24 protein-coding genes are annotated in these 20,449 nt (G+C 70.4%); 12 read left to right on the top strand and 12 right to left on the bottom strand.

Going from position 1 to position 20,449, the window contains the following annotated elements:
• Window positions 1–225 precede the first annotated feature (225 nt).
• Window positions 226–450 carry a heavy-metal-associated domain-containing protein gene (locus tag P3T35_RS30300; protein ID WP_101383310.1) on the top strand — a complete coding sequence of 75 codons (225 nt, stop codon included), beginning with the start codon at window positions 226–228 and terminating at the stop codon, window positions 448–450.
• A 114-nt stretch (window positions 451–564) separates the two neighbouring features.
• Here the strand turns inward: P3T35_RS30300 and P3T35_RS30295 are convergent, their stop codons facing one another.
• On the bottom strand, window positions 565–1,152 hold the full coding sequence (locus P3T35_RS30295; protein ID WP_101385418.1) for a TIGR03086 family metal-binding protein: 588 nt from the start codon (window positions 1,150–1,152) through the stop codon (window positions 565–567).
• A 65-nt stretch (window positions 1,153–1,217) separates the two neighbouring features.
• Here P3T35_RS30295 and P3T35_RS30290 point away from each other — a divergent pair, with 65 nt between their 5' ends.
• Window positions 1,218–2,072, top strand: coding sequence for an AraC family transcriptional regulator (locus tag P3T35_RS30290; protein WP_280708553.1), 855 nt, complete (start codon window positions 1,218–1,220; stop codon window positions 2,070–2,072).
• Here the strand turns inward: P3T35_RS30290 and P3T35_RS30285 are convergent.
• Both P3T35_RS30285 and P3T35_RS30280 read right to left on the bottom strand, forming a co-directional pair.
• Window positions 2,051–3,487, bottom strand: a complete 1,437-nt coding sequence (locus tag P3T35_RS30285) for a glyceraldehyde-3-phosphate dehydrogenase (RefSeq protein WP_101383308.1) — start codon at window positions 3,485–3,487, stop codon at window positions 2,051–2,053. The two genes, P3T35_RS30290 and P3T35_RS30285, sit on opposite strands and share 22 nt — an antisense overlap.
• Before the next feature lie 199 nt (window positions 3,488–3,686).
• A complete protein-coding gene (locus P3T35_RS30280; protein WP_101383307.1) occupies window positions 3,687–4,937 on the bottom strand; it encodes an NADH:flavin oxidoreductase/NADH oxidase family protein in 1,251 nt (416 codons plus the stop codon).
• Between the two features lie 122 nt (window positions 4,938–5,059).
• Here P3T35_RS30280 and P3T35_RS30275 point away from each other — a divergent pair, with 122 nt between their 5' ends.
• Window positions 5,060–5,665 carry a TetR/AcrR family transcriptional regulator gene (locus P3T35_RS30275; protein ID WP_101383306.1) on the top strand — a complete coding sequence of 202 codons (606 nt, stop codon included), beginning with the start codon at window positions 5,060–5,062 and terminating at the stop codon, window positions 5,663–5,665.
• A gap of 62 nt (window positions 5,666–5,727) precedes the next feature.
• On the opposite strand, the gene P3T35_RS30270 is transcribed toward P3T35_RS30275, so the two are convergent.
• Both P3T35_RS30270 and P3T35_RS30265 read right to left on the bottom strand, forming a co-directional pair.
• Window positions 5,728–5,850 carry a hypothetical protein gene (locus tag P3T35_RS30270; RefSeq protein ID WP_280708548.1) on the bottom strand — a complete coding sequence of 41 codons (123 nt, stop codon included), beginning with the start codon at window positions 5,848–5,850 and terminating at the stop codon, window positions 5,728–5,730.
• 94 nt (window positions 5,851–5,944) lie between these two features.
• Window positions 5,945–6,895, bottom strand: a complete 951-nt coding sequence (locus P3T35_RS30265) for a hypothetical protein (protein ID WP_101383305.1) — start codon at window positions 6,893–6,895, stop codon at window positions 5,945–5,947.
• A gap of 539 nt (window positions 6,896–7,434) precedes the next feature.
• Between P3T35_RS30265 and P3T35_RS30260 the strand changes: the two genes are divergently transcribed.
• The 5 genes from P3T35_RS30260 (at window position 7,435) to P3T35_RS30240 (ending at window position 11,303) form a co-directional block, all read left to right on the top strand.
• The gene (locus P3T35_RS30260) at window positions 7,435–8,979 is read left to right on the top strand and encodes a TROVE domain-containing protein (protein ID WP_101383304.1); all 1,545 of its coding nucleotides are present in this window, start codon (window positions 7,435–7,437) and stop codon (window positions 8,977–8,979) included.
• A gap of 154 nt (window positions 8,980–9,133) precedes the next feature.
• Window positions 9,134–9,430 (top strand): muconolactone Delta-isomerase family protein, encoded by a 297-nt coding sequence (locus P3T35_RS30255; protein ID WP_101383303.1) that lies wholly within the window; start codon window positions 9,134–9,136, stop codon window positions 9,428–9,430.
• A 527-nt stretch (window positions 9,431–9,957) separates the two neighbouring features.
• On the top strand, window positions 9,958–10,530 hold the full coding sequence (locus tag P3T35_RS30250; protein ID WP_101383301.1) for a TIGR03086 family metal-binding protein: 573 nt from the start codon (window positions 9,958–9,960) through the stop codon (window positions 10,528–10,530).
• A gap of 16 nt (window positions 10,531–10,546) precedes the next feature.
• On the top strand, window positions 10,547–10,915 hold the full coding sequence (locus tag P3T35_RS30245) for a hypothetical protein (RefSeq protein ID WP_101383300.1): 369 nt from the start codon (window positions 10,547–10,549) through the stop codon (window positions 10,913–10,915).
• A gap of 67 nt (window positions 10,916–10,982) precedes the next feature.
• Entirely contained in the window at window positions 10,983–11,303 is a 321-nt protein-coding gene (locus P3T35_RS30240) for a hypothetical protein (protein WP_101383299.1), read from the top strand.
• Window positions 11,304–11,347: 44 nt separating this feature from the next.
• On the opposite strand, the gene P3T35_RS30235 is transcribed toward P3T35_RS30240, so the two are convergent.
• Complete coding sequence (locus P3T35_RS30235) at window positions 11,348–11,914, bottom strand: TIGR03086 family metal-binding protein (RefSeq protein WP_101383298.1); 567 nt, start codon at window positions 11,912–11,914, stop codon at window positions 11,348–11,350.
• 104 nt (window positions 11,915–12,018) lie between these two features.
• Here P3T35_RS30235 and P3T35_RS30230 point away from each other — a divergent pair, with 104 nt between their 5' ends.
• Window positions 12,019–12,984 (top strand): WYL domain-containing protein, encoded by a 966-nt coding sequence (locus P3T35_RS30230; RefSeq protein ID WP_101383297.1) that lies wholly within the window; start codon window positions 12,019–12,021, stop codon window positions 12,982–12,984.
• Here the strand turns inward: P3T35_RS30230 and P3T35_RS30225 are convergent.
• The 5 genes from P3T35_RS30225 to P3T35_RS30205 form a co-directional block, all read right to left on the bottom strand.
• Entirely contained in the window at window positions 12,956–13,594 is a 639-nt protein-coding gene (locus P3T35_RS30225; protein ID WP_280708542.1) for a 2OG-Fe(II) oxygenase, read from the bottom strand. The two genes, P3T35_RS30230 and P3T35_RS30225, sit on opposite strands and share 29 nt — an antisense overlap.
• A 133-nt stretch (window positions 13,595–13,727) precedes the next feature.
• Window positions 13,728–13,943, bottom strand: coding sequence for a hypothetical protein (locus P3T35_RS30220; RefSeq protein ID WP_280708540.1), 216 nt, complete (start codon window positions 13,941–13,943; stop codon window positions 13,728–13,730).
• The gene (locus P3T35_RS30215; RefSeq protein WP_280708538.1) at window positions 13,912–14,220 is read right to left on the bottom strand and encodes a hypothetical protein; all 309 of its coding nucleotides are present in this window, start codon (window positions 14,218–14,220) and stop codon (window positions 13,912–13,914) included. The genes P3T35_RS30220 and P3T35_RS30215 overlap by 32 nt, the downstream gene beginning before the upstream one ends.
• Before the next feature lie 327 nt (window positions 14,221–14,547).
• On the bottom strand, window positions 14,548–15,204 hold the full coding sequence (locus P3T35_RS30210; RefSeq protein WP_101383295.1) for a response regulator transcription factor: 657 nt from the start codon (window positions 15,202–15,204) through the stop codon (window positions 14,548–14,550).
• The gene (locus P3T35_RS30205; RefSeq protein ID WP_280708536.1) at window positions 15,201–16,388 is read right to left on the bottom strand and encodes a sensor histidine kinase; all 1,188 of its coding nucleotides are present in this window, start codon (window positions 16,386–16,388) and stop codon (window positions 15,201–15,203) included. The genes P3T35_RS30210 and P3T35_RS30205 overlap by 4 nt, the downstream gene beginning before the upstream one ends.
• A 134-nt stretch (window positions 16,389–16,522) precedes the next feature.
• On the opposite strand from P3T35_RS30205, the gene P3T35_RS30200 reads away from it, so the two are divergent.
• Genes P3T35_RS30200 through P3T35_RS30190 form a run of 3 tightly spaced genes read left to right on the top strand, consistent with a single transcriptional unit; the run spans window position 16,523 to window position 19,193 of the window.
• On the top strand, window positions 16,523–17,452 hold the full coding sequence (locus tag P3T35_RS30200; protein ID WP_180356702.1) for an ATP-binding cassette domain-containing protein: 930 nt from the start codon (window positions 16,523–16,525) through the stop codon (window positions 17,450–17,452).
• Window positions 17,453–17,460: 8 nt separating this feature from the next.
• Complete coding sequence (locus P3T35_RS30195; RefSeq protein WP_180356701.1) at window positions 17,461–18,354, top strand: ABC transporter permease; 894 nt, start codon at window positions 17,461–17,463, stop codon at window positions 18,352–18,354.
• Window positions 18,355–18,377: 23 nt separating this feature from the next.
• On the top strand, window positions 18,378–19,193 hold the full coding sequence (locus P3T35_RS30190; RefSeq protein WP_143676972.1) for an ABC transporter permease: 816 nt from the start codon (window positions 18,378–18,380) through the stop codon (window positions 19,191–19,193).
• A 29-nt stretch (window positions 19,194–19,222) separates the two neighbouring features.
• Here P3T35_RS30190 and P3T35_RS30185 read toward each other — a convergent pair whose 3' ends face one another.
• Window positions 19,223–20,449, bottom strand: coding sequence for a cytochrome P450 (locus tag P3T35_RS30185; protein ID WP_101383290.1), 1,227 nt, complete (start codon window positions 20,447–20,449; stop codon window positions 19,223–19,225).

Below are 20,449 nucleotides of genomic sequence, written 5' to 3'. Positions count from 1 at the left end.
CCGATCGCCCGGTTCGGCGCCGCGATCCATCGGCTCGATCCACCGGTTCGGCGCCGCGATCCACCGGACCGATCCACCGGCTCGGCGCCGCGATCCACTCGTTGGGGTCACCGAGGCGGCGTGTCCCGTGCTCCGCCGCGCGGGCTGCGCTGTCGTTGTCTCCGACGGCCGCGCCCCGAGGGGTTCCGGCCGCCGAAGACCCGTAATCCCACCGGAGGTTCCCCGATGTCCACCGCCCCCGTCACCACCGTGCTCACCGTCGACGGCATGAGCTGCGGCCACTGCGAGCGCACGGTCAGCGCGGGCCTGCTGGCCCTCCCTGGCGTCACCGACGTGGCCGCCGACGCCAGGGCCGGCCAGGTGACCGTCGCGTCGACGGCGGCGCTCGACGAGGCCGTGCTGCGCAGCGCGGTCACCCAGGCCGGCTTCACCCTGGTCCGGCAGGCCTGAATCCCGGCTCGAACCCCAGCCCGAACCCCGGCCCAAGTCCCGGCCCGAACCCAAGTCCCAGCCCGAACCCCAGCCCAAGTCCCAGCCCAAGTCCCGGCCTGAACCCCGCCGGCCTCAGCCGGCGGCCCGCCAGTCGGGGTCGCGACCCGAGAGCGCGAGTGCCTGCTCGAACGCCGGGGCACCGTCCGCCACCGTCACCGCCTCGGCGAAGCCCTGGTACTGGCGGTAGATCTCGGCGTTCTCCCGGACGATGGCCAGGACCACCTCGGCGCTCTCCTCGGAGCAGTGGTACTCCTGACCGGTGGCGCGGGCCACCTCCCAGCCGTGCAGGGCCAGTTCGAGCAGCAGCATGCCTGCGATGGCCGGCGCGGGCATCGCCGACCCGCCGAGGTCGATGTCGCCCTCCCAAGCCGCCGGGTCGGCCCAGGCGGCCACCGCGCGGTCCAGTTGGGCGGCGTAGGCCTCGGCCCAGGCGGGGTCGGCGGTGAAGTCCCGGTTGGTCAGCTCCTCCGGGAGCTGCTTGCGCAGGGCGCGGTGCTCCAGGCCGTGCGAGGTGTAGAGGACCCAGTGGTTGATCAGGGCCCGGGTGTCGAAGTCCGTGCAGGGGGTCGGGGCGGAGAGCTGGTCGGCGGTGATGCCCTTGGCGACTCGGGCGCTCTCGCGGGCGTGCTCCGCCAGGCAGCGGTACAGGGTGTCGTTCATGATCACGACGGTATCCGGCCCGGCAGCCACCGGTCTTGAAGAAAGGCGACAGCTAGGCTTGCCGGGTGAGCGACTCGGGGATGGGGCGGGGCGTGCTGCACCAGGCGGCGGCGCCCGGCGGGTTGACGGTGGAGCGCCGGATGCCGGCCGAGGACCTCGCCCGCCACGTGGAGTTCTACTGGATCGTCCGCTGGCGCCTCGACGGTGAACGACCGCATGAGCAGAAGGTGTTGGCGCACCCCAACGTCCACCTGGTCTTCGAGGCCCCCACCGGCCGCGTCTACGGGGTGCAGCGCGGCCTCTTCGTGCGGCAACTGACCGGCGCCGGGCAGGTGTTCGGGGTGAAGTTCCGCCCGGGTGCGGCTCGCCCGCTGCTCGGCTTCCCGGTGGCCGACCTCGCCGACCGCGCGGTGCCCGTGGCCGAGCTGTTCGGCCCGGCCGTCACCGAGGTGGCGCGAACCGTACTGGCCGGCACGGACGTTCAGGCGATGGCCGAGCACGCCGAACGCTTCCTGCGCGAGCTCCTGCCGGAGCCGGACCCGGTGGCCGAGCAGGTGGCCGCGATCGTCGGCCGGATCACCGAGTCGCCCGCGCTGTTCCGGGTGGACCAACTCGCCGCCGAACTGGGGCTGTCGGTGCGCAGCGTGCAGCGGCTGTTCGCGGAGTACGTGGGTGCCGCACCGAAGTGGGTGCTGCGCCGGGCCCGGCTGCACGAGGCGGCGACCCGCGCGGAGCGGGGTGCGGGTGTCGACTGGGCCGCCCTGTCAGCCGAGTTGGGGTACGCCGACCAGGCGCACCTGACCCGCGACTTCACGGCCGCGGTCGGCATCTCACCGGCCGCCTACGCGAAGGGGGCGGCAACCGGCGAACCGGTCACCGCCCCTTCAGCTACCAGCGGTCAGACCGCCGGAGCCGGGTAGGTCGGGTACTCGACACCGGAGACGTACTGGACGACCCGGATGACCTGGCAGGAGTAGCCGAACTCGTTGTCGTACCACAGGTAGAGGATGGCGTTGTCGCCGTCCACCTTGGTGGCACCGGCATCGACGATCGAGGCGTGCCGCGAGCCGATGAAGTCGCTGGAGACCGCGTCGGGCGAGTCGATGAAGTCGATCTGGCGACGCAGCGGCGAGGTCAGCGACACCTCGCGCAGGTAGTCGAGGACGTCCTCGCGGTTGGTCTCGGTGGCCAGCTGCAGGTTGAGGATCGCGATCGAGACGTCCGGCACCGGCACGCGGATCGAGCTGCCGGAGATCTTCGCCTTGAGGTCCGGCAGCGCCTTGGCGACGGCCGAGGCGGCACCGGTCTCGGTGATCACCATGTTCAGCGGCGCCGAACGGCCGCGGCGGTCCGCCTTGTGGTAGTTGTCCAGCAGGTTCTGGTCGTTGGTGAACGAGTGGACGGTCTCCACGTGGCCGCGGAGCACGCCGTACTTGTCCTCCATCGCCTTCAGCGGCGGGACGATGGCGTTGGTGGTGCAGGACGCGCAGGACAGGATCTGCTCGTCCGGCTTGATGGTGTCGTGGTTGACGCCGTGCACGATGTTGGGCACGTCGCCCTTACCCGGAGCGGTGAGCACGACCTTGGCGATGCCGGGCTGCAGGTGCTTCGACAGGCCCTCCCGGTCGCGCCAGCGGCCGGTGTTGTCGATGAGGATGGCGTCCTTGATCCCGTACTCGGTGTAGTCGACCTTGGTCGGGTCGTCCGAGTAGATGACCTTGATCGCGTTGCCGTTGGCGATGATGGTGCTGTTCGCCTCGTCAACGGTGATGGAGCCCGCGAACTGCCCGTGGATGGAGTCACGCCGCAGCAGCGAGGCGCGCTTCACCAGGTCGTCGCCCCCACTGTTGCGGACGACGATGGCGCGCAGCCGCAGGCCGCCGGCCTTCTCGACCAGCAGGCGGGCCACCAGGCGGCCGATCCGGCCGAACCCGTAGAGCACGACGTCGCGCGGCTCCTGGCGCTCCAGCTTGTTGGCACCCGTGGCGCCGGCGACGGCCTCGGCGGTGAACGCGGCCACCGAGAGGCCGCGGCTGTCGGCCTTGTAGGTGGCGGCCAGCATGCCGAGGTCGATCTGGGACGGACCCAGGTCGAGCGTGGTGAGGGCCTGGAGGAACGGCATGGTCTCGGTGATCGAGAGCTCTTCGCCGGCGATCTGGCGGGCGAACCGGTGGGTCTTGAGGATGCTGACCACCGACTTGTTCACCAGGGAACGGCTGTGCAACAGGACAGTGACGTCCCGCTCCCGGTGCAGTCGGCCGATGATCGGAATCATCGCCTCCGCGATCTCCTCGCGGTTCTTCCAGTCCGTGAACACGTCGTCGTTGACAGTCACAAGTCCATCTCTCGATTGAGCTAGAGGGTGCTCACATCGTAGCCAGAAGGATGTTCGACTTCCGCCATCGGCCCTGGTGAGCAGCGTCACTGCACTCCGGCGAGGGGGCCGGTTCCCGGCGGCCGGTGCTCCACATCCTCGCCTCGGTGCACCCGGAGGAGCTGGCCCTCCGCCCGCAGGTCAAGCACGCGGCACGGGCTCAACTCGCTGATGACGGCGATGATGTGGACAGCCACGCCCGGTACCGGCGCAGTGCCCGTCGCTGCTTCGGCTGGTCGGCCACCAGGGCAACCGCCGGATGGGTGCCGGGCTTGGGGTCCCTGCCCTGGGCGAGGCGGTGCATCTGCCGGCGCACCTGCGCCATGGTGGCCACCGAGGCGAGCGCCTTGTCGGACCAGGTCACCGGCCGCATCCGCTGGTCGGCCTCCCGCCCGGCCCGCCAGCGGTCGGGCAGGTCCGGGGTGACGGCGAGGGCGGTGCCCATCCCGATGACCGCCACGCCGCTGGCCAGGGCCTGTTCGGCGGTGTCGCATCGGGTGATGCCGCCGGTGAGCATCAGCGGCAGCGGGCTGGTGGCGGCCAGCTCCTTTGCCAGGTCCAGGAAGTAGGCCTCACGCGCCTGGGTCCGCGCATCGGCGGGGCGGCCGTTCATCGCCGGGCTCTCATAGCTGCCGCCGGACAGTTCGACCAGGTCGACGCCGAGCGGTTCCAGCATCGCGATCACTTGCCGGGCGTCGTCGGCCTCGAAGCCGCCGCGCTGGAAGTCGGCGGAGTTGAGCTTCACCGCGACCGCGAAGGACGGCGAGACGGCGGCGCGGATGGCGCGGACGACGTCCAGCAGCAGCCGGGCCCGGTTCTCCAGCGACCCGCCCCACTCGTCGGTGCGCTGGTTGACCAGCGGGGACAGGAACTGCGACAGCAGGTAGCCGTGCGCGGCATGGACCTCCACGCCGTCGAACCCGGCCTGTTCGGCGCGGCGCGCCGTCGCGGCGAACCGGGCCACGGTGGCCTCGATCTGCTCCGCGCTCATGGCGACGGGACGACCGAAGCGGCTGCTGTGCCGCCCCAGGTCGAGGGCCACCGCGGACGGGCCCCAGACGACGCCGGGCATCTCGGCCTGCACCTGGCGGCCGGGGTGGTTGATCTGCATCCACAGCGCCGCGCCGCCCGCCTTGCCTGCCTTGGCCCACTCGGTGAACGGCTCCAGCGGCGCGGCATCGTCGAGCACGACGCCACCCGGGCCGGTCAGCGCTGCGGCGTGGACCATGACGTTGCCGGTGATCAGCAGCCCGGAACCGCCCGCGGCCCAGCGCCGGTACAGCGCCACCATCCGCCCGTCGGGCAGTTGGCCGGGGCCGGCCAGGTCCTCCTGCATGGCCGCCTTCGCGATCCGGTTGCTCAGCACCGCCCCGGAGCGCAGGTGCAGCGGCGCGAACAGTTCGCCGGCCATCCGGGTTCTCCCTTCCACCGATTTTCCACGGACCACTCGCCGACCACTCGCCGACTATGATGTTTACAGCGCCTACATTATGCGAGGAATGTAGGCATCGTAAACATTGGAGAAGGTGACCCATGGCACACGCGAATGGCCCGTACCACCACGGCGATCTGCGCGCTGCCTGCCTGCGCGCCGCGCGGGAGCTGCTCGAGGAGGACGGCGGCGCCGGCCTGTCACTTCGGGCGGTGGCACGGCGGGCCGGCGTGTCGGCGATGGCGCCCTACCGCCACTTCGCGGACCGCGACGCGCTGCTCTCCGCGGTCGCCGCCGAGGGCTACCGGGAACTCGCCGACTCCCTTGCCGCCGCGCATCGTTCGCCCGCGACAGCCGACGACCTCGCCGCGATCGCCGTCGCCTACGTACGTTTCGCGCTCGACCACCCGGCGCTCTTCAGGGTGATGTTCGCGGAGCCCTGCGATCCGAGCAACGAGGAACGCACGGCTGCGGCCGGCGCCGTCGCGGAGTACGTCTGCGGGATCGTCCGGGGCGCCTTCCCGACCGTCGACCCGGCGGCGATGTCAACTGCGGTGTGGGCCCTGGTCCACGGCCTGGCGTTCCTGCACCTCGACGGCAAGCTCGACGCCTCCACCCCGGAGGTGGTCACGGAACAAGTCCACACAGCCGTCCGTGCGTTGTTCGCCGCCTCGCTGGTGATACCGCCGCCGCTGACCACGGCGTAGCGGAAGTGCCCAGCGAGCCGACCTCACGGGAGGGCGGCTCGCTCAACGTCGTTTCCCCTACGTCAGGCGCTGAAGCCGCCCTCGACGGCGATCACCGCCCCGGTAGTGCACTGCCCGTCGGCGCTCGCCGGCTGCGCGACGGCGGCGGCAACCTCGATGGCGATCACCGCCCCAGAGCGGTGCACCCGGCAATCGCACCGGCGTTGGCGCCATCGGCCGTTTGGAGTCGGTGTCCGTGGAACTGCCGGGGCCGGGCCACCGCTCGGCCCCCGGCGCTGCTCAGCCCTGGGTGACGCAGTTGTCGGCCGAGTTGGACCACAGGCCCTGGAGGTCGAAGGTGCCGGTGGAGAGGGTGACGTATGCATCCATGTTCTGGCACTCGTCGCCGATCTCACCACCGCCGCCGTTCCAGCCGGTGCTGGGCCAGAAGTCGGTGACGGTCTCGGCGTACTCGTGCGTCTCGGTGGACTCGATGCCGGAGAGCAGGCGACCGTCGGTGAAGGTGGTGCAGGCGCCAGCGCCGCTGTCCGGGATGTACGGCATGTTGGTGTACGCGAGGGTGCCGTAGGAGCTGGACGTCTGGTCGTGCCAGGCGCAGAAACCGGAGTCGGGGAAGCCGTCCGGGTGGGTGCCGGTGGGAGACAGGATCACGTACTGGGCGTTGAGGTTGGGCGCTTGGGTGGTGTTGCCGAAGTGCGCGGCGGCATTGGAGGCTTCGGCGGCGAGGTCGCTCGCGGCGGCGCTGTCCGGGGCTGCGGCGGAGTTGTCGAACCAGACGCCGGCCAGCGGGCTGCTGGTCGGGTGGCTGACGGGGGTTCCGCCGCCGGCGCAGTCGGTGGTGCCCGTGGGGACGCCCTCGCAGTACTGGTCGAGGATGGTGCCCCAGGTGTCCTGGCTGCCGTAGAGTCCGCTGAACATGCTCTGCATGTCGGGCGCCACACCGGCCGGGTCGTTGGACCACTGCGAACCCCAGAACACCAGGTACACCTGCGGGTTGGGGGAGACCACGCCCTGGCTGCCGCTGGACTGGACGCTGAGCGTGTTGGCACTCGTCGCGCGTGCCCGGCGGTCGGCGGTGCGCTTGAGCGGCTTGACACCGGAGTGGCGGTGGGCGGTCGGAGCCGGGTTCGCCTCAGCGCCCGGCGCGAGCGCGGTGGCGCCGAGTGCGGTGGCGCCGAGCGCCAGTACGGCAGTCAGTCGGGCGAGAGTGGCGGGCCTGATGGTGCGCATGGGTTCTCCTGCTGCAGGTGGGGGGTCAACTGCGGGCGATGCATTGCGCGTTGCGGAGACGGTTCTCACGGGGTGTGGGGCCCAGTGAGGTGACCGTGGACAGACAAGTGGAGCCATGATGGCGGCTGCCCAGACTCTTGGGAAGGGGCGCCGCGCCGGGGATGCCGGCCCAGAGCCCTGATTCGGCCCGTTCCCGGAGCTTCCGTCGCCCTCGCGAACCGGGCACCAACCGGACGAGCGGTTCAGACCTTCACGCATCGTGAATTCCGGAAATCAGTCCGCGCACCACCTGCCGGCCATGCCCGGGAGGGGTGGCCCGCCGCCGCGCATCACCCGCTGGCCCTGGTCCGGGCCGACCAGGCCAGCCCCGCACGCCACATCGGCACCGCCGATTTCGGCTTCGCCACCCCCGAAGGACCGGCCGGCACTGGTAGTTCGCCCGGGCTCCGGCAGATCCTCGACGAGGAACAGGCCGCGGCCGCCGGGTGCAGGTGTTCTGGGGCACCGGAAGGCCGAGCGCGGCGCCATCGGCGACCCCGATGTGCAAGCGGTCCCCGCACAGGCGCCAGGTCACGGCGGCGGTCTCGCCGCCGTGCAGCAGCGCGTTTCCGACCGGCTTCTACGAGAGCGCCGGCCGCCGCGACGACCGCTACACCGCGATCATCAGGCAGCTCGCCGTCGAAGACGGGCAGTGGACCGCCGAGTTGCTCAACTGGCTGCGCGGGAGCGGCAATCTGCGCACCGCGGCGATCGTCGGCGCCGCCGAGTTCGTCAAGGCCCGCCTCGACGCTGACGTCAACGAGCCCACGGCGCCCAGCAATCGCGCGGTCATCGCCTCCGTGCTCCAGCGTGCCGACGAGCCCGGCGAGTTGCTCGCCTACTGGACGGCCACCCATGGCCGCGCCGTCCCCAAGCCCGTGAAGCGCGGCATCGCCGACGCCGTCCAGCGGCTCTACAACGGCAAGGCGCTACTCAAGTACGACACCGACAGCAAGGGTTACCGCTTCGGCGACGTCCTCAACCTGGTGCACGCCACGCCGGACGCGGACAAGCCGTGGCAGGGCGAGCTGTTCCGCTACGCCCTCGACCGGCGCCACCACCCGGACACTGCCGTCGTGCCGCCGTCCAACCGCACCCTCACGGCGAACCAACTGCTGCGTGAACTCCCCGTCGAGGAGCGGCGGGAGCTGCTGAGCCGGCCGGACGTGGCCGAGCGGCTGAACGCCGGCGGGTTCACCTGGGAGATGCTGGCCGGCTGGCTGCAGGGCCCGATGGACCGGCAGGCGTGGGAGGCGATCATCCCGTCGATGGGGTACATGTCGCTGCTTCGTAACCTGAGGAACTTCGACCAGGCCGGCGTCAGTGACGAGGCGGCCGAGCGGATCGCGGCCAAGCTGGCCGATCCGGACCAGGTGGCCCGCTCGCGGCAGTTGCCGATGCGGTTCTACTCCGCCTTCAACGCGGCCCCGTCGCTGCGCTGGTCCTGGGCGCTGGAAAAGGCGTTGACCGCGTCGCTGGCCAACATCCCGCGGCTGGACGGGCGGACGCTGATCCTGGTGGACACCAGCGGCTCGATGGAGTCTGGCTTCTCCAAGGACGGCACCCTGATGCGCTGGGATGCGGCCGCCCTGTTCGGGATCGCCCTCGGCCACCGTTGCGAGCAGGCCGATGTGGTGTCGTTCTCCGCCGCCGGCACCTGGTACGGGCGCAGCTACGACCTCGTGAAGCCGTTCCCGCTGACCGCGGGCGGCTCGGTCCTGGCCGAGGTGCGGCGCTGGAAGGACGGCGGCTGGTTCATCGGCGGTGGCACCGAGACCGCGGCCGCGTTGCAGGCCACCTTCCGGGGCCACGATCGGGTGGTGATCGTGACCGACGAGCAGGCGGCGGCCGGAAACGTCGGCCAGGCCGTCCCGGCCTCGGTACCGATGTACACCTGGAACCTGGCCGGCTACCGAACGGGCCACGCTCCATCGGGCGTTCACAATCGACACACTTTCGGCGGACTCACCGACGCGGCATTCCGCATGGTGCCGCTGCTGGAGAGCGGGGTCAGCGGCGCCTGGCCGTGGGAGCAGCGCGTGTAGAACCACCTGAGTTGCCATTGTCCGTGAACCGAAATCGCATGATCCGGCTCGGTCAACCCGACTGCTCGGTAAGAGCGTTGACGAACTGAAGGTGGCCGTTACGCTCGCTGGGGTACGTCGTCATACCAGTTGGCACGGCTTTACGGAGGACTTCATGGATTTCCTGGTCCGCATCGATGGCTCCCGCGTCTACGAACTGCCGGTCGAGGAGCGGAACGCCATCGTCGAAAAGGAGCACACGCACGCGCATGAGCTCCACGCGGCCGGCGTGCTGAAGTACATCTGGCGGCAGCCCGGACAGCGCGCCAATGTCGGTATCTGGTCGGCCGCGGACGCGGACGCTCTGGAGGCCGTGCTCGCCGGCCTGCCGATCCGCCCCTACGCGGAGATCGAGGTGTCCGCGCTGGCCACCCACCCGCTGACCCTGGAGTTCGCGGCCGCGCAGGCCTGAGCTCCGGCGTCGGTCAGCCACCGCGATCAGTCCCGCACTACACAGTAGAGCGGGACTGGTCGCGGTGTTTCTGCTTGCCCGCATGGGTAGTTGGGCCTCTGCGGGCAGATGGCACGCGGAACCTGGGCGATGGGGGCAGCTCATGGGTACGCATGAGCGGGCACACCAGGGATCGTCCGGCCGAGAGCGGGAGCGGGGACGTGAAGCGGAGTAGTCGACGCAGCACGCCGCGCCGGCCCCGAATGCGCTCTCCCCGCAGCACCTGCTCGCGCTGCAACGCGCCCTCGGGAACCGGGCCGTGAGCGCGATGCTCGCCCAGCGGCGCGGGACTGCGGGTGAGTGACCCGTCCGACCGCTTCGAGCGGGCGGCCGCGGCGAACGCGACTCGTCGAACAGCTCAACGCCAACAAGACGCTGCACTACAAGAAGTGAGGGGCAGCGGCCTGGGTTCCGCCCGGACTTGCGGTCCGCTGAGGTCGAAGGCGAGACCAGTGCGACGTCGAGTGGGCATGCCGTAGTCTCGCCGAATGCCAAACCCTGCGATCATCGCTGATCTCGCACGTGCGTCCGCCGTCACGGGCGACCTGATCGACCGTATAGCTGCCGACCAGTGGAGCGCACCGACCCCCTGCACGGAGTGGAACGTGCGAGATCTGGTCGATCACCTCGTCGGGATAAACCTGGTGTTCGTGGCACTGTTCGAGGAGACCACGATGCCTGAACGTGAGGCCGACCACCTCGGAACCGATCCCGCCGGGGCCTACCGACGATCCGCAGCAGCGCTACACGCTGCCGCCGCCCGCCCAGGGGTTCTGGAGCAGAGCAAGGCGACACCGATGGGCGTTGCCACCGGCGCCGAGTGGCTGCAGTGGCGCATCGGGGACCTACTCACACATGGGTGGGACCTTGTCCAAGCCACCGGCCTCGCAGCCGAACCGCCCGACGATCTCGTCGAGCAGGCGCTCAGCTTCGTTCGAGACCAGCTGCCCAGCCAACCGCGCGCCGGACGATTCGCCGAATCCCAGACGATCCAAGACAACGCACCCGCCATCGACCAGTTGGCGGCGCTCACCGGTCGGCCGGTTCCGTGGAAGCCGTGAACCGGGGCCGAGAAGCATGAAGACCATCAGAGCACTGGGTTACTGGCGGTCCGCCGCCGCGCCCGAACTGCCGGACCCCGTCCCGCTGATGGATCCGACGTGGGACGAGGAGGAGCGGTACCTGGTGGCCACCTACCTCGACCAGGGCCAGCTGAGCCGTGAGTTCATGGGCATGTCCCGCTGCCGTGTCTGCCATCGGTCCAATGGCAATGGCGAGCGGATGGACGGTGCATTCGTCTGGCCCAGCGGACTCAGTCACTACGTGACCGCCCACTCGGTCAGGCTTCCCGCTGAGTTCGTGAGCCATGTGCTGCGTCGGCTCGATGCGATGGAGGAGGCGGACTACGACTTCTCCTGGTGGAAGGAGCGGGCCCACCGGGGCTGATCCGGCACTCTGGCCGTATGAGACGCTCACTAGGCGACGCGAGGCGACGGATGGGAGAGCGGGCGGGATGGGTTCCGAGGGCAGTGTCTGGCGCCTGATGCGGCAGGAGGACTTGCTCGGCGAGATCGTGATCGACGAGGCCGACTTCCCTTGGCTGCGCGGGGATTTCGTTCCGGCGCCGGCGTTCGAGGACGTGCGTGCGTGGTTCGACGAGTCGCTCGTACTGCTGGAGGCGGAGGAGTACGAGCGGTTCGACGAGTGCTACGACCGGATCGCGAACGCCCTGTCGCTGGTGGCTCCGTCGGGTCCGGTCGCGGAGTTCCTGCTGCACATCGGCGACGGGCGCGCCTGGTTCAGGTGGAGTGACGAGCCGTTCGTTGAGGAGTGACCGCTGCTGCGGGGGCTCGGTCGGCCCCCGCAGTGCGGTGGGGCTCAGACCGCTCGGCCCAGCCAGGCTGCCAGGCGGGCGTAGGCGTTCGCGTCGGCCGGGACGGCCTGCAGGGGGCCGAAGGGCAGGCCCTCGCGGCTGCGGTCGGCCGGGAGTGCGTTCTGGGCCATGTCGAGCGAGATGAGTGCCAACTCCTCGTCCAGGTCGGTGTCGAGGGCGATCGCCTGGGCGATGTCCCAGGTGTGGGTGACGGTCTCTGTCACATAGCCGACCAGCGCCCCCCGGCCGGGCATCTCGGCCCAGGGGAGCTCCACGATCCGGTCGAGCTTGGCGTCGTCGGCCCAGGCGGCGAGTGCGCGGGCCCGGGCCCGGGCGAGGGCGCCCGACCAGTCCGTGTCGTCGACCCGGTCGACGGTGGGAGAGATGTCCAGGGCACGGCCGCCCTCGCCGATATAGGCGATCCGGTGGATGCCGCCGATGACGTGGCCGAGCAGCGCCCGCAGGTCGTACTCGGTGCACGGGGTGGGGCGGTCGAGGTCGGCCGGGGTGACCTTGGCGAAGACCGTCTCCAGCTGGTCGAGGGTGCGGGCGTAGAGGGGGCGCGGGTCCATCGGGGCAACTCCTGTTGTGCGCGGCGGTGTTCTTCCTGGCGTTCGTTGCGAGGGACACTCTTCCGGCCATACCTGACAACGAGCGTCAGGTTTAATCGGATCTTGTGAAAGCCGACCGACTGCTGTCGATCCTGCTGCTGCTCCAGACCCGCGGTCAGGTGCCCGCCACCGAGTTGGCCGAGCGCCTGGAGGTCTCCGTCCGCACCATCTACCGGGACATCGAGGCGCTGTCGGCGGCCGGCGTCCCCGTCTGGGCCGAACGCGGTCGGCACGGCGGCGTCAACCTGCTGCCCGGCTACCGCACCGACGTCACCGGGCTGACCAGTGACGAGGCTCGCGCGCTGTTCGTCCTCTCCACCCAGGGGTCGCACCAGGAACTCGGTCTCGGGGAGGCCATCAACTCGGCGCTGCGCAAGGTGATGGCGGCTCTCCCGGCCCCGCACCGGCCGGTGGCCGAGCGCACCAGCGAGCGGATCCTGATCGACCCGGCGCGCTGGATGCAGCGACCGGTCGACTCGGCGGCTGCCCTGGGTGAGTTGCAGCGGGCCGTCTTCGCCGATCGGCGCATCTTTCTGACGTACCGTCATAGCGGTGACACCGAACCGAGCGAGTACACCGTCGACCCGTACGGGCTGGTGAGCAAGGCCGGTGTCTGGTACCTGGTGGCCGATCTGGACGCCGCACCGCGCCTGTTCAGGGTGGACCGGGTGCTGGCGGCCGCCGTCTGCGACGACCCGGTGCACCACCGACCCGGCCTCGGCCTGACCGACGTGTGGACGGTACTCCGCGACCAGGTCGAGCGCGTCCCCGAGGGCGTGCGCGTCCACGTCCGCGTCCGCCGCACCCGTCTCGATCTGCTGCTGCGCATCCACGCCCCGCGAATCGCCGTCCCTCCCAACCCCGTTGACGACGAGTGGGCCGAACTCACCTTCGCCTTCGGCACCATCGGGGCCGCCCGCACGCTGCTCCCGCTCGGCGCGGACCTCGAAGTCCTCACCCCACCCGAGGCGCGCGCCGAACTCGCCCGCGCCGCAGCGGAGATCACGGAGCTGTACGGCCAACCGAGCTGAGGCTCCCCCGGCTCGCCGGGTCAGGGCTGCACAGCCAGCCGTTGATGGCGAAGCGGCTGTCGTCATGCTGCTTGCTGGGGCAGCTGACCGGCCGCACCTCGTGCCAGGCGGTGGGCAGGAAGAACACGATGCTGTCGTGCTCGGGCTCCCAGTCCCGCCAGGTGCGCTCCTGCCACCTTCCGGTTGTCCCGGTGTGCAGCGGCAACGCGGCGTCGAACATGCGCAGTTCGCCGCCGCCGAATGGCCGGGGTGTGCGGTGAAGGTAATAGACGAACGTCAGCAGGCGCCGGGGGGCGAACCTCATATCGCTGTCCTGGTGCGACCGGTAGAAGTCGCCGTCGTTGTGCACGTTGAGGCTGTAGTCGGGTTCCGTGTTCTGGCAGGAGACTCCAAGGGTGTGCTCGACCGCCTCCAGGACCTCGCCGATGGCCGCCATCAGCTCAGGCGCGGCGAAGTCGCCTCGCGACCGGGAGCGGCGATAGTCGGGATCCACCTCCCGGTCGCGAATCATGGAGGGCTTCAACGTGTCGTCGGCGGAGGCGATGGCGCGCTCCAGGAGGGCGCCGGCCGTCGGCTCGCCCAGGAACTGGGTGATCCGGCAGACGGTCACCGGAAGCCGCCAGACCGCGTCCGTACTCACCGCCGGCCGGTCGTCCATCGTCTCGGATGCTTCCGTCACGGTGTCGTGTCGAGCCAAGGTGTCCTGCCTTCTGGGGTGCGGTGGTTGGCGCCCACGGCGCTGTTCACGCTCGCGGCTTGTCGCAGGCGGTCCAACTTCGCGCCGTCAGCTCGTCCACGCGGCGATTGAGCGCCTCGATGCAGACCGGGGCGACGCCGAGGCCGTCGACGACGGGGATGGTGGTGTCGTCCTGGTTGAAGCCGAAGGCGACGTGCCAGTCCTGGGCGTCCTGCTTGAGCGCACGGTCGCTAGCAGATGGAGCAGGGGTTGCCCGGGACACCGGGGCCCTGGTCGGTACCGATGGTGATCGCTCCGTGGGCACCGACCGGGGCGTGGATGCCGTCGCCGACCAGCGCCGCTTCATAGCCGCCCAGCAGTTCCTGGAGGGTTCCGGGGCCCAGGTTCTCCGGGGCGGCGATCGCGGCGATGCCGTCGTAGTCCGTGTAGGCCGCCCCCAGCGTCCTGCCGCCCATGGTGGCGAACACGATCTTCGCACCGCGAATGGGCTCCCCGGTCACCGCGTCGGACGCCATCGCGTTGATGTTCTCCAACTGCATCTGGGTGACGTTCAGGCTGGCCTGACTGGCCGTGAGCCTGGTCGGCTTCAGGCTGGGGCATTCCGCCCCGCTGCACGACGACGACGCCGTGGCAGCAACGGAGGCGGGAGCAACGGCTCCTGCCCCCAACGCCGCCATGGCCGCAGCCATGGCCGAGACGGCCAGACGCCCGGAAGCCCTCATGTCCACTCCTGATCACCAGCGATGGATGCCGTCCCGTCCGGACGGCAGAGCAGACTCTATGGACGGCCGACCAGCGGTATGGCCTGAATATCGGAGATGCCTTCTATCGGGTGAACGGCGATCGGATGGGCGATGGTCAAGTGTTCAGCCGTTGGGCGCGACCATGCCCGCGTCATAGGCGGTGATGACCAGTTGGACCCGGTCGCGCGCACCCAACTTGGCCAGCAGACGGGCCACATGGCTCTTGGTGGTGGCGACGCTGATGTACAGCTCGGCGGCGATCTCGCTATTGGACATGCCGCGCCCGATCAGGGTCAGGACCTCTCGCTCGCGCCCGGTGATCCCGTCGAGGACGCGGCGCGGCGGTGCGGCCGCTCCCCGTGCGGCGAAGTCCTGGATCAGGCGCCGGGTGACTCCCGGGGCGATCAGCGCGTCGCCGGCGGCGACCACCCGGATCGCGGCGAGGATGTCGTCCAGCACCATGTCCTTGACCAGGAACCCGCTGGCGCCGCCGCGCAGCGCGGCGTAGACGTTCTCGTCGTCGTCGAAGGTGGTGAGCATGATGACGCGGGTCGGCAGGCCCTCGGCCTTGATCCGCCGGGTGGCCTCGATGCCGTCCATGATCGGCATCCGGATGTCCATCACCACGACGTCGGGCTGCAGGTCGCGGGCCAGTCGGAGCGCCTCGGCGCCGGTGCCGGCCTCGCCCACCAGCTCGATGTCCGGGGCGTCGGTGATCAGCATGCGCAGTCCGGCGCGCACCAGCGGCTGGTCGTCGGCCAGCACGATTCGGATCGTCATACCGGCAGTCTCGCAGCGACCCGGTAGCCGCCTTCCGGCCGTGGCCCCGCGCTGAACTGGCCGTGCAGCAGGCCGACCCGCTCGCGCATGCCGACGAGTCCGTAGCCGCCGCCGACGCTCGTCAAGGCGCCGCCCCGGCCGTCGTCGGTGACCTCGATGGACAACTCTTCCTCCCGGTAGTCGACGGACACCTGGCAGCGGCCGACCCTCGCGTGGCGCACCACGTTGGTCACCGACTCCTGGATGATCCGGTAGGCGGACAGGTCGATCTCGGGGGGCAGCGGTCGGCGCGTCCCGCCCCAGTGCACCTCGACCTCGACCCCGGCGTCGGCCGTGGTCGAGGCCAGCCGCTCGACGTCCGCCAGCCCCGGCGCCGGAGCGGATTCGGCATGGTCCGAGTCGGCCTCGCGCAGCGCGACGAGCATCCGGCGCAGCCCCGCCAGGGTCTCCCGGCTGGTGCCCTCGATGGCGCTCAACGCCTCACGCGCACTGGCCGGTTGGGTCTCGATGACGCGGGCCGCCGCGCCGGCCTGGATCGCGATGACGCCGATGCTGTGGGCGACCATGTCGTGCAGCTCGCGGGCGATCCGCAGCCGCTCGTCCTGGACCGCCTGGTTGGCGGTCTGGGTGCGCAGCGCTTCGGCGTGGGTCTGCCGCAGCCGGATCCAGCTGCCCAGGATCCAGGCGGACGCGGTGATCACGATGAGGAGCGAGGACGGGCCGGTGAGAGAATGCGCCGCCGCCGAGGTGGACCGCAGACTCAGCGAGTCGACGAGCCAGACAGCCCCGGTGGCGGCCAATGCCAGACCGGCGGTCCGCCGCGACCGGTTGGCGGCGATGTAGAAGACCAGCACGGCCGCCGCGAGGGACAGCGGCCAGGCCCTCACCCCCAAGGCCCTGGCCGCGACCACTTCGGCCAGCACCAGCCCGAGGACCTGAGGCGTGAGCCGGCTGGCCCAGCCGATCGGCAGTGACATCACCACCGCCAGCAACAGCACACTCAGCGGCCCTGCGTCGAGCGGGTGCCCGAGCGGAAAGGAGAGCGGCGGCAGGGTGACGTAGAGCAGCAGTGCGTAGGGAGGCACGGCGCACCAGCTGAGGACTGCCAGGGCGTCCGGCGACAGCCGCCGCAACAGCGTCAGGAGTCGTCTCAGCAGGGCGAGTGGCCTCGATGGTCGTTGCACGACTGAGATGCTAGCCGCCGGGCGGATCATCGGGATCGGCCTACGGAATGCCGCCCGTGGGCTGATGCCGGGCAGTCGGGATGCGGTCCGCGGACTGATGTGTCGCCTCTCCTGCCCGCGGAACCATCAGCGTCGTGATCGAAATCCACGAGCTCACGAAACGGTACGGCAGCATCGTCGCCGTCGACGGTCTGACCTTCGCCGCGCGCCCCGGACAGGTGACCGGCTTCCTCGGCCCGAACGGCGCCGGCAAGACCACCACGATGCGCATGCTGCTGGGTCTGAACACGCCCACCAGTGGCACGGCGACCGTCAACGGCCGCCGGTTCCGCGACTTCGGCACCGGCCTGCGGCACGTCGGCGCCCTGCTGGACGCCAATGACGTGCACAAGGGGCGCACCGCCAACGCGCACCTGGCCGCGCTCGCCCGCAGCAACGGTCTGTCGCGGCGCCGGGTCCAGGAGGTGCTGGAGACCGTCGGCCTCGGTGACGCGGGCAAGCGGCGGATCGGCGGGTTCTCGCTCGGCATGCGCCAGCGCCTGGGGATCGCCACCGCGCTGCTCGGCGACCCGCCGGTGCTGCTCTTCGACGAGCCGGTCAACGGCCTTGACCCGGAGGGCATCCGCTGGGCCCGCGAGCTGTTCCGCCGACTCGCCGCCGAGGGCCGCACAGTCTTCGTCTCCAGCCACCTGATGAGCGAGATGGAGCACACCGCCGACCACCTGGTGGTCGTCGGCGGTGGCAGGTTGATCGCCGACGAGCCGCTCGCCACCTTCGCCGCCCGGGCCACCACCGGCCAGGTCGTGGTCCGCGCTCCTGCCCCGGAGGCGCTGGCGCGGGTGCTGCGCGAGGCGGGCGGCGCGGCGGAGATCACCGGCCTGGAGAGCATCACCATCACAGGCCTCACCCCGGCGCAGGTGAACGAACTGGCCTTCACCCACCGCGTCTTGGTGCACGAGGTGACCGCGCACGGCGGCACGCTGGAGGACGCGTTCATGGAGCTGACTGCCAACTCCGTTCAGTACCGGGCTGGTTCGGTCGCGAGCGGGGGTGCGGGCCGGTGAGCGCCGCCATGACCACCCCGATCTCCACCGCCCGTGCCGAGGCTGCCCACGCCGAAGCCGCCAACGCCGAAGCTGCCAGCGCCGAGGCCGCCGAACGGCGGGCCCGCTGGCGCGACTTGCTCGGCTCCGAGTGGATCAAGCTCTGGTCACTGCGATCGACCGGGCTCGTGCTGGGCTGCCTGATCGTCATGTACGTGTACCTGGCGTACAAGGGCGCGGTCAGCGCCTACGACGCCTGGCCGGCCATGGCCGACTGGATGAAGGCCGACTGGGACCTGGCACACGACGCCTTCGACATGCCCACGTTCCTGCTGCTACAGGCCACCGTCGGCACGGTTGGCGCGATGACCGTCTCCGGTGAGTACGCCTCCGGGCTGATCCGCACCAGTCTGACCGCCGTGCCGGACCGCAACCGGGTGATGCTCGCCAAGGTCGCGGTGGTGGCCGGCGTACTGGCCGCCGTCGGCCTGGTCCTCTCCACCCTCATCTGGGCCGTCACCTTCATGGTCTTCTCGGACCGGATCCCCAGCTACTCGTTCAGCAACCCGGGCGTGTGGCGCGGCATCCTGGCCACCACGCTGATGGTGCCGGTCTGCGGTCTGATCGGCACGGCACTGGCCGCGCTGATTCGCAACACCGCGGGCACCGTCTTCGCGGTGCTGGCCTTCTTCCTGGTCGGGCCGGTAGCCGTCAAGGGGCATGTACCGCTGCTGGGCACCGACCTGCGGAACCACATCGCCGACGCGCTGCCCCCTTACGCGTGGTTCCGCTTGTGCGACATGAGTCACGGACGCGTCGTGGGGCATCTCCAGTCGGTGCCGGCGGCCTGGAGCGCGCTGATCGGCTGGGGCGTCGTCTCGGTCGCCGTCGTGGTCCTGATGCAGCGCCGCCGGGACGTCTGATGAGGACCACGACGATGAAACCGGTGTCCGTCGCGTCCGTCGCGGAACACCCCGTCCGCTTCCGTGACTTGTTCGCTTCCGAGTGGATCAAGCTGTTCGCGCAGCGGTCCACTTACGTCATGCTGGGGCTGGCCCTGCTGATCAGCATCGGCGGCTCCTGGCTCGCCAGCGGCGGCGTCCACCTGGTCAGTGCCTCGGCGCGGGCCGACTACGACCGGGTGAGCGGCTCCTTCAAGGAGGGCACCTTCGCCCTCCTTGCCATCGGGGCCGGCGCGCTGGGCGCGCTCTCCATGGTCGGCGAGTTCTCCAGCGGGCTGATCCGGACGACCTTCATCGCCGTCCCGGACCGCCGCCGGATCGTGCTCGCCAAGGCGGCCGTCCTCGCCTCCGTCACCTCCGCCGCCGGCCTGGTCGCCGCGGTGGCCTCGTTCGTCACCGCGCAGTCGATCCTGGAACCCGAGCAGCTCGGCATCTCGTTTGCGAACCCCCATGTGCTGCAGGCGTTTACGGCCTCCGTACTGGTGATTCCGATCAGCGCGCTCATCGGCATGTTCATCGGCGCGCTCATCCGGGTCCCGGTGGCCTCCTTCTTCGCGGTCTTCGTGGCCCAGAGCCTGCTGGCGGATGCCCTCCCCGGCAACAGCGGCAACCACCTGCTCGCCGCGATCAGCGACGCGATGCCGCGCAACGCGTGGTTCGGCCTGGTCAGCCAACACACCGCGTTCGACAATGACGGCCCGTTCCCGCCCGGCGCGCTGCAGTGCTGGGTGGCACTGCTGGCCTGGCCGTTGCTCGCCCTGCTGCTCACCGCGCTCGTGGTGCGCCGCCGCGACGTCTGACGGGACGGGCTGTCCCGTATTGCGGGGGGTTAGGAGGCCGATTCCGCCCAGCTGACCGGGAGTTCATGGACGCCGTAGATGGTCATGTCGGTCCTGAGCCTCACCTCACCGGCGGGGATGGCGAGTTGGAGGGTCGGAAAGCGCCGCAGCAGTCCGGCGAAACCGGCGCGCATCTCGACGCGGGCCAACTGCTGCCCCAGGCACTGGTGGACGCCGTGGCCGAGGGACAGATGACCGCGAGCGTCGCGGTGGATGTCCAGGGTGTCGGGGTTGTCGAAGCGCCGGGGGTCGTGATTGGCGGCCAGCTGGGAGACGACGACGGTCGATCCCCGGCCGATCGTCTCACCGCCGAGCTCGATGTCCTCCGTGGCGTACCGGAAGAGGATGTCGACGACGGACAGGTAGCGCATCAGCTCCTCGACGGCACCGGGAAGCAGCTCCGGGTCGGCCCGCAGTTCGGCCAGCTGCTCGGGGTGCTCCAGGAGCGCGAAGGTGCCCAGGGCCAGCATGTTGGCGGTGGTCTCGTGGCCGGCGAACAGCAACAGGAAGGCCATGCCGATCAGTTCCGCGATGCTGAGGTCGTCGTCGCGGGCCAGGTCGGACAGGAGGTCCTCACCAGGGGTGTCGCGCTTGCTCGTGACCAGCTCGGCGAGGTACGTGGTCATGGCGTTGTACGCGGCCATCTTCTCGTCCAGCGACTGGTCCCTGACCAGGAACTTGGCGGAGTTGACCTGGAAGTCCTCGCGGTCCGCGTAGGGGACGCCGAGCAGTTCGCAGATCACCAGCGAGGGCACCGGCAGCGCGAACTCCTTGACCAGGTCGACCGGCGGGGCAAGCCGCGCCATCTCGTCCAGCTGCCGCTCGACGATGTCGGCGATGTGCGCCTCAAGCTGCTTCATGCGCTTGACCGTGAAGGCGCCGGTGAGCTTGCGCCGCAGCCGGGTGTGGTCCGGCGGGTCCATGCTGATGAACAGGCCCGGTACTTGGGGGGACGGCTCGGTCAGGGCGGGCATGCCGGGGACCTCGTACGGCACATGGATGACGCCGATGTCCTGCCGGGAGCTGAACCGGGTGTCGGCCATGAGCTGGCGGAGCGCGTCGTAGCCGGTGACGAGCCAGCCCTCGTGGCCGTCGGGGAAGAGCATGGGACTGACCGGCCGAGCCTCGCGCAGCCGGCTGATCTCGCGGGGCGGGTCGAAGGGGCCCGCATCGCGCTCCATGGGAAGGCCGTTCGGGATGGGAGCCGTGGTGGTCAT

It is taken from the genome of Kitasatospora sp. GP30 (assembly GCF_029892145.1).
GTDB classification, from domain to species: Bacteria; Actinomycetota; Actinomycetes; order Streptomycetales; family Streptomycetaceae; genus Kitasatospora; species Kitasatospora acidiphila.
This window is presented reverse-complemented; position numbering and strand designations above follow the sequence as displayed.